General features: G+C 54.8%; 9 protein-coding genes. 3 read left to right on the top strand and 6 right to left on the bottom strand.

The window, feature by feature from the left end; all coding sequences use genetic code 11:
- The 5 genes from H6F43_RS16170 to H6F43_RS16150 form a co-directional block, all read right to left on the bottom strand.
- A partial coding sequence (locus H6F43_RS16170) for a glycosyltransferase (protein WP_190343751.1) occupies window positions 1-497 on the bottom strand: 497 nt, incomplete at its 3' end.
- Entirely contained in the window at window positions 494-1492 is a 999-nt protein-coding gene (locus tag H6F43_RS16165; RefSeq protein ID WP_190343750.1) for a glycosyltransferase family 4 protein, read from the bottom strand. The genes H6F43_RS16165 and H6F43_RS16170, both read right to left, overlap by 4 nt.
- A 26-nt stretch (window positions 1493-1518) precedes the next feature.
- The gene (locus H6F43_RS16160) at window positions 1519-1986 is read right to left on the bottom strand and encodes a hypothetical protein (RefSeq protein WP_190343749.1); all 468 of its coding nucleotides are present in this window, start codon (window positions 1984-1986) and stop codon (window positions 1519-1521) included.
- A complete protein-coding gene (locus tag H6F43_RS16155) occupies window positions 1976-3067 on the bottom strand; it encodes a glycosyltransferase family 9 protein (protein ID WP_242025675.1) in 1092 nt (363 codons plus the stop codon). Before H6F43_RS16155 ends, H6F43_RS16160 begins: the two co-directional genes overlap by 11 nt.
- 231 nt (window positions 3068-3298) lie before the next feature.
- Window positions 3299-4510: a helix-turn-helix domain-containing protein gene (locus tag H6F43_RS16150; protein ID WP_190343748.1), complete on the bottom strand. Its 1212-nt coding sequence runs from the start codon at window positions 4508-4510 to the stop codon at window positions 3299-3301.
- A gap of 119 nt (window positions 4511-4629) precedes the next feature.
- On the opposite strand from H6F43_RS16150, the gene H6F43_RS16145 reads away from it, so the two are divergent.
- Window positions 4630-4818, top strand: coding sequence for a hypothetical protein (locus tag H6F43_RS16145; RefSeq protein WP_190343747.1), 189 nt, complete (start codon window positions 4630-4632; stop codon window positions 4816-4818).
- Window positions 4819-5084: 266 nt separating this feature from the next.
- Here H6F43_RS16145 and H6F43_RS16140 read toward each other — a convergent pair whose 3' ends face one another.
- Window positions 5085-5555, bottom strand: coding sequence for a hypothetical protein (locus H6F43_RS16140; RefSeq protein WP_190343746.1), 471 nt, complete (start codon window positions 5553-5555; stop codon window positions 5085-5087).
- 152 nt (window positions 5556-5707) lie between these two features.
- Between H6F43_RS16140 and H6F43_RS16135 the strand changes: the two genes are divergently transcribed.
- The gene (locus H6F43_RS16135; RefSeq protein ID WP_190343745.1) at window positions 5708-5944 is read left to right on the top strand and encodes a hypothetical protein; all 237 of its coding nucleotides are present in this window, start codon (window positions 5708-5710) and stop codon (window positions 5942-5944) included.
- Between the two features lie 206 nt (window positions 5945-6150).
- Window positions 6151-6887 (top strand): isochorismatase (locus H6F43_RS16130; protein WP_190343744.1); only part of this gene is annotated, 737 nt, incomplete at its 3' end.

Below are 6887 nucleotides of genomic sequence, written 5' to 3'. Positions count from 1 at the left end.
TGGTCGGCTTCGCGCACGACGCGGTCTTCGATCGCAAACCGCTCGTCGGGAAACTGGTCCGCGCTGCCCTGATGCAGCCGTCGCACCCGACCCAGCGCGTGGAACGTCACGACGAATGGCGTGCCGATCGCCCGCTTGATCTCTGCCGCTACCAGCGCAGACATCCAAAAGTTGGCGTGGATTAAGTCATAGCTTCCTTGAGCCCGGCACCAGTCCAGTACAAACGCCGTGAACTCGCCCATGTAGGGCAGCAGCGCCTCTTTGGGCAGACTTCTAGGCGGACCTGCCGGAACGTGAATCACGCGCACGCCGTATTGCCACTCCACCACTTCGGGCAGGTCGCCGTCGCGCCGCGTAAACACGTCTACGTCGTAGCCGATCGCCGCCAGATGCTTTGCCAACTGACCCACGTACACATTCTGTCCACCACTATCGACGCCGCCAAAAATGCCGAGCGGCGTCGCGTGTTCGCTGATAAGGGCAATGCGTTTGGTCATAGGAGTGAGGAGTGAGGAATGAGGAGTGAGGAGTCATCGCGGCTGACGACTGACGACCGACGACTAACGACCCGCTCGAATGCGGTGTTCCAATCCTGGATGAAGCGATCGATCCCAAAGCGCGATCGAGCCGTGTCTCTAGCCGCGTCTCCGAGGCGTTTGGCTGCGGCGGGGTCGGCAAGTAGCTGCTGCATGCGATCGATGAGCTCATCGGGGTTGGTGCTGATGTAGCCAGAGACGCCGTTCTCGATCACGGTGGCTAGCTCGGTGGTGGCTAGCCCAACGATCGGTAAGCCCACCATCATCGCTTCGCACACGGCTAAGCCCAAACTCGTGTAGCGGACAGGATGAAAGAAAAAGCGGTAGTGCGACTCGAACTCTGCCAACTGCGCGTGCGGCACTTCTCCTAGCCCGCCCAACGATTCGGCACCCATGCCAACCAGATCGAGGGGAACTGATTGCTGCACCCGCTGAAACACATCGGCACCGAGGCGTCTGCCCCGCGATCGCAGCCCATTTGCCACGACCAATCCCCGCGCCAGTTCGCCCGTATAGCGCACGGCTTCAGGCACCATGACGCCATGCTCAATCACGCAGGTGGGAGTTCTGCCGCTGTCCCACATCAAGTTGTTGAAGTGGGTCACCTGCACCAGCAGTACGCTTGGGTCATCCACAACATGCACCGTGTCAGTGGGGTGCTCTCGTGGCGGATCGTGCTCCAGAAACAGCCGGGGTAGCTGTCGCTGCGCTTCAGATAAAATCTCGAACTGGTCGTGGATGTAGTTGCGGCGCGACTGAAACAGAATGCAGTCGAAGTCGTGATTTTGCACGTCCTCGGCGGCGATGTCGTGCACGTTGTCGCCCCAGGGAATTCCAGGTAGGCATCCACCGTAGCCCTCCGGCTTGCCCGGTTTAACGGGTAAGTAGAACTCGTGGGGTGCCTGAGTCAGGTAGTAGAGGTAGCTGCCGTGGACGTGCCAGGTGAGGATGCGCATGGGAAGAAAAATTCAAACGTATGAATTCAAAATTCAAAATTTCTGCACGGAAAGCCAGCAGATTCGAGTAGACGCAACTGATAGTCGATCGCCGGAAGTGGGTCGATCGCGGGAGCCACGCAGGACGACAGCACACCGCCGCCAAATTCGCACGATTGCCCCAGCCGAATGGGAATGCCCGCAAGGTAGCAGAGGTAGGCAAGCGCGTAGGGCGATCGTCCAGCCGCCGTAAGGATGATGGCGGCGTCAAACTGGCGATCGCGCAGGGCTTCCACAAGGCGCAAATCCGGGTCTTCCGTCCAGTTCAGGTGATGCATCTGAAAGCGCTGTGCCACGGTGTCGAAGTCCGTTTGGTGTGCCCAAGTCAGCAGCGTCATCTCCAGATTGGGAAATTCCTGCCGCAATCGAACGATCGCGGGTTCAAGGTCAACCGTGGTCGCTTCATCGGTACACACCAGCAGGTGCTGAACGGCTTGCCAATTCTCAAGACGCATAAGCAACCTTTGATCGCAGCAGGCGATCGGCGTGGGTCAGTACGTCAGCCACAGACGGCGAAACGGTAAGATTCTGAGCGGTTTGTGGCGTGCCTCCAACCACGTAGTGGCGCGATCGATCCAGCGGTGCCCAGCGATCGGGATCGGACGCACTAAAAATAACGACGCTGTTGACGTGCAGAGCCGCCGCGAGGTGGGACACTCCGGTGTCATTGCAGATCAGCAGGCGAGTGCGCTTCAGCAGCGCAGCAAGGGAGCCGAGACTAGTTTGTCCGGCAAGGTCGATCGCCGGACTGTGCATGGCTTGCGCGACAGCGCGGGTGAGATCCGCTTCGGCGGCGCTGCCAGTCAGCACGATTTGCAGCCCTTGGGAGGCGAGCGAGTCAGCCACAGCCGCAAATTTCGCCACCGACCAGCGACGGTCTGGGAGACTTGCACCGGGATGGAGGCAGACGTAATTGTTCAGACGGTAGCGATCGCGGATCGCCGCCAACTCCTGCCAGTCCGATTGCCACAGGGGGAACTCCAGATAATCGCCTTGCAGCGGAATGCCCAAATGCTCGATTAGTCGCAGCATGCGCCAAATTTCGGGTTCGTGCTCTGGATACGGTAAGAACATGCTGGACGGGGCAGATCGATCGGGTGGAAAACAGCCTGCCCGCTGCGCGGCGTTCAACCGTTGCACAAAGCTGTTCATCACCGCTCCGCTGCCGTGCAGTTGAATCGCGAGATCAAAGGCTGGGGCGTGGTGAAAAAACGACTCGACGCGCGATGGCACCAGCGGCACCTCGGGGATACCTGGAAAGCCCGGAAACTCCAGCCAATCATCGATTAGGTGAGAGAAGCGGGGCACCAGTTGCGCCGCCCACGGTAGACCAATCAGCGTGATTCGCGCTGCAGGAAACGCCAATCGCAGCGCCCGAAAGGCGGGAACCGCGCACAGTAAATCGCCCAGTCCCGGTAGCGCCCGCACGATCGCGATTTGTTGAATCGCAATTTGCCCAGGCGCATTCTCTATAGACAAAGATGGGGTAAGGCGTTCAAGCATTTCTCGCTCAGCGATCGCTGTTATAAGCGACATCCTAGTGAGTTGAGGATGGACAATTCATTGTGCAGTTGCCTAGAAAACACAGCAGCTTTTCTTGACTGATTGTGCAACTGCACAAAAGCTTGGAACGCTGAAATGTTTGATTCGCTACAGGTCTAGCAGCGAATTCAAGGCGATTAGATGACGCAGCGCGTCATCAACCAAAAGAGATAGATTTACAAAAAAGTTGCCCAAGTCTAAAGGACCCGGTAATCCGCAAATTCTTTATGCCGATCGGGCAGACTGAAGCGATCGTAAAAGCAGCGATAGCCGCATTTGCACAGCATCGTCGAATCGGCGTGGCTCCAATCCCGTCAGCGATGCAATTTTGTCCAGACGGTAGCTAAGGGTGTTGCGGTGAATGGAGAGGCGCTTTGCGGCAGACGACGGACAGCAATCTTCAGCAAAAAAGGCGTTGAGCGTCGTCAGCAGTTCGGGTTCGTGGTCTAGCGGACTTAATAGGTACTTCGCTAAATCAATTTTGGTGCTTTCGTCCGCAACGCCTACAAACGCAGCAATGCCCAATCGCCCCAAACAGTGCACCTGATTGTGTCCCTGAAACCGACTGCCCAACGATAGCGCTGCTCGCGCATCTTCGTACGATCGGGCTAGCCCGCGAATTCCCGGATGATACCGCCCAATTCCTACATTGATGGCAGCACCTCCCGTATCGCTGCGGAGCCGGATCAGCAGAGCATCCGCTGCCCGCCTTAGCGCTACTAGATTTGCCCAAGACGAGCCGCCACCGTCTGCTCCGTCCTCGACGTCTGCCCACGGATCGAGGTTCTTGCTGTCGCTGGCTTTCAGTACGGCAATTCTTCCCTGTCCCAAATCCGCACAGATGGTATCGCTGGGCAAGTAGAAGAAGCTAACGATGCTGCCAATTACAACCTGAGCACGCCGCTGCTGCTCGGCGTCCAGCGCGTCAAATTCTGGATGCAGTTCGCTCGTAGAAATGTAGTCGGCAGCATCAATCAAAATGACGGCACGCGGCGGCGTTAAATCGATTCCTAACCGTTTGGCTCTGCTGAGAATCACGGTTTCATTCTCAATGCGATCGCACAGCAGCTCGTGGATCAATTGATTTTTCAGCTCATGCTGGCTGGGAACTTGGTCCTGAATAATCGTTTGATTGATCACTAACTCTACGAGGACACGAGCCAAACGCGACGAGATGGCTTCTCGACTGTGCGATCGACCCACGATCACCTCTCCCGTTTCCCCGTCGTAGCGCAGGGGCACGCGCAAATACTCGTGGCTTGTCGAGTCCTGTCTACTAAAGGTCCGACCAACCCATTCAGCCTCACTGCTGGCAATTACAACGCTGCGATCGTCTGCAACAAACACAGGCGCAAACAGCAGTTTAGCGACTTTACGAGTGACGATAGTGGCAACTTGGGCAAACTGTACAGATGCCGTTAGCATAGATTCGATCATGACGGCAGGTCGTGCTGCTTTGCCGGTGAATAGGTGATTGGAGCGACATGAACCAGCGTTGTTATGCCTGAAACGCACGCTCATTCTTGGTTAAGCTCAATACTATGCAGCAGAGTAAGATGACTGGCATCCATCTCAAGATGGAAGACGGCGCCGCAGGCTTAAAAACCATGATGATCAGCACAATTAGCCGACTGTGCCTTGTGCAAGTCGAAGGGCGGAATCTAATAGCAATTCGGAATTGGGAATTCGGAATTCGCAATTCCGAGTTGCAGAAGCTGGAGTCCGCCTACGTTTTAGTGGTTTGATCGGTAGCCGGAATTTAGGGAATTGGTATAAGACGGTAAACTCGTTTCTGGAACAACCCCGATTGACGATCGTGAAGTGGTAAGCGTCGCTTGACTTAGCCAGAACACGATGGACGAATTGACACTCATTTTGGTCGCTCCAAAGCTAGCGCTCTGTGATGCTTGGCAAGCGTGGTTTGCCAATTTTTCCCGGGTCGAGATCCGTGTAGGACACTTTAAAGACCTGACAGAATTCGACTGCATGGTCAGCAGCGCTCTTAGTTTATTTATTCATACGCAACATCTTCCCACTCACCCCACTCATCCTCGCGCCATCCATGTCCACGCCAATATCCGTGAGACTCAGTATCTCTTTCAAAAGTAAATTCAAGAACACTTTCACCTGTTGTTAAACAAATACGCTTTTTGTCAGCGGCTTCAAATAAAAACAATGTAAGACTTACTTGAAAAAAGTCTTCTCCGTTCTCAGTACCAACCATCTGACCACCAATTACACCGGTCCACACTATAGACAGTGGAGATGGTTTTTCCTCCTGAGTCCAAATCCACTGGCTAAATGACGGAGATTGTGGATTTAGAACATCGATTTCAGCTTCTAATGTTCGTTCAAAACTTTGGTCGATGAATTGTTGAAAATCATCTAAAAGAGCCTTGATCAATTCTTTCCATTCCTTCTCTGAGTAGGAATATTTTTCTATGCCAGCACGCCAAATCTTTTGCTCGAAATCAGTATTCATGTTTGTTCTTCAAATACCTAGTTGTGCCTAAAGGTTGACTTCAGAGTATCTTGAATCATTCACCCATTTTTCGGCAGATTGGTACTTTTCTGGAACCTTCCTGCCCCCTAAAAGCGTGTTAATGCCATTCATTCATTGCCCACGCTCCAACCATGCGCGTTCCAATGGACATTGCTCGTACCGATCAGGTCTATCAGGCAATGTGGTCGATGCTGCTTGCGGTTCGTCAGCACAATCGGTTTCAGTCACGCCGCATTTGCCGGATTGCGTGCCCTGGGTTGGGGACGGCGACTGGACAAATGCCCTACGCCGAGGCAGCACGGCAGATGTCGCTGCGTACAGGAACCTCCCCAAGACCTCCGAGGTTTTGTAAAACCTCGGAGGTCTAAACTCTCGACTATCACCCTAAATCTGAGTGCTGATGCTGCACTGGATTTGACGAGTACCTAAGGATCAGGGTTAAATTTTGAGGGTCTTCGGCACGTCAAAATTTCCCTGATAGACCATAACAGCCGCAGCGGGAGCGATCGACCGTCAAGCCAATTCACTCGGGTTGCCGCCGTGCTATTATGGTAGAAGATACCATAAATAAGTTATGAGCACCTTCCAGCCATTGCCGATTCCGTCCCATTTTGATCCGCAGACGGTGGACCGTGTTTGGCGGGTTCCCTATCAGCAGCGTGCCGTAGACGCGACTGCGTGGGCAAAACAGCATCAACTTTCGCCTGCCGCAGCGGATACTCACCGGGTTTGTCTGTTGGCGATCGACGTACAAAACACCTTCTGCATACCGGAGTTTGAGCTGTTTGTCGGTGGGCGATCGGGTCGCGGAGCCGTCGAAGACAACGTGCGGCTGTGCGAGTTTATCTACCGCAACCTGAGCAGCATCACCACTATTGCACCCACGATGGACACGCATAGCGCGATGCAAATTTTTCATCCCATCTTTTGGATCAATGCGGCTGGAGAGCATCCCACTCCCGCCGCTACGATGATTTCGCTGGAGGATGTGCAGCAGGAAGTTTGGCGCGTGAATCCGGCAGTTGCGCACAGTCTGGCGATCGGAGACTATGACAGCCTCCAGCGTCACGCCTTGCACTACACACGCAAACTCACTGACGACGGCAAATACCCCCTGACCGTTTGGCCCTACCACTCAATGCTGGGCGGAATTGGTCATGCACTGGTGCCAGCAGTGGAGGAGGCGCTGTTTTTTCACTGCATCGCTCGCGGTAGCCAAACTCAGTTTGAACTCAAAGGCAGCAACCCGCTGACCGAAAACTACTCGGTACTGCGACCCGAAGTGCTGGATGGGGATGACGGGAGATCGAT

The organism is Leptolyngbya sp. FACHB-36 (assembly GCF_014695955.1).
Lineage (GTDB): Bacteria > Cyanobacteriota > Cyanobacteriia > Leptolyngbyales > Leptolyngbyaceae > FACHB-36.
Note: the sequence above shows the minus strand (reverse complement) of the source record. Positions and strands in the feature narration are given on the sequence as shown.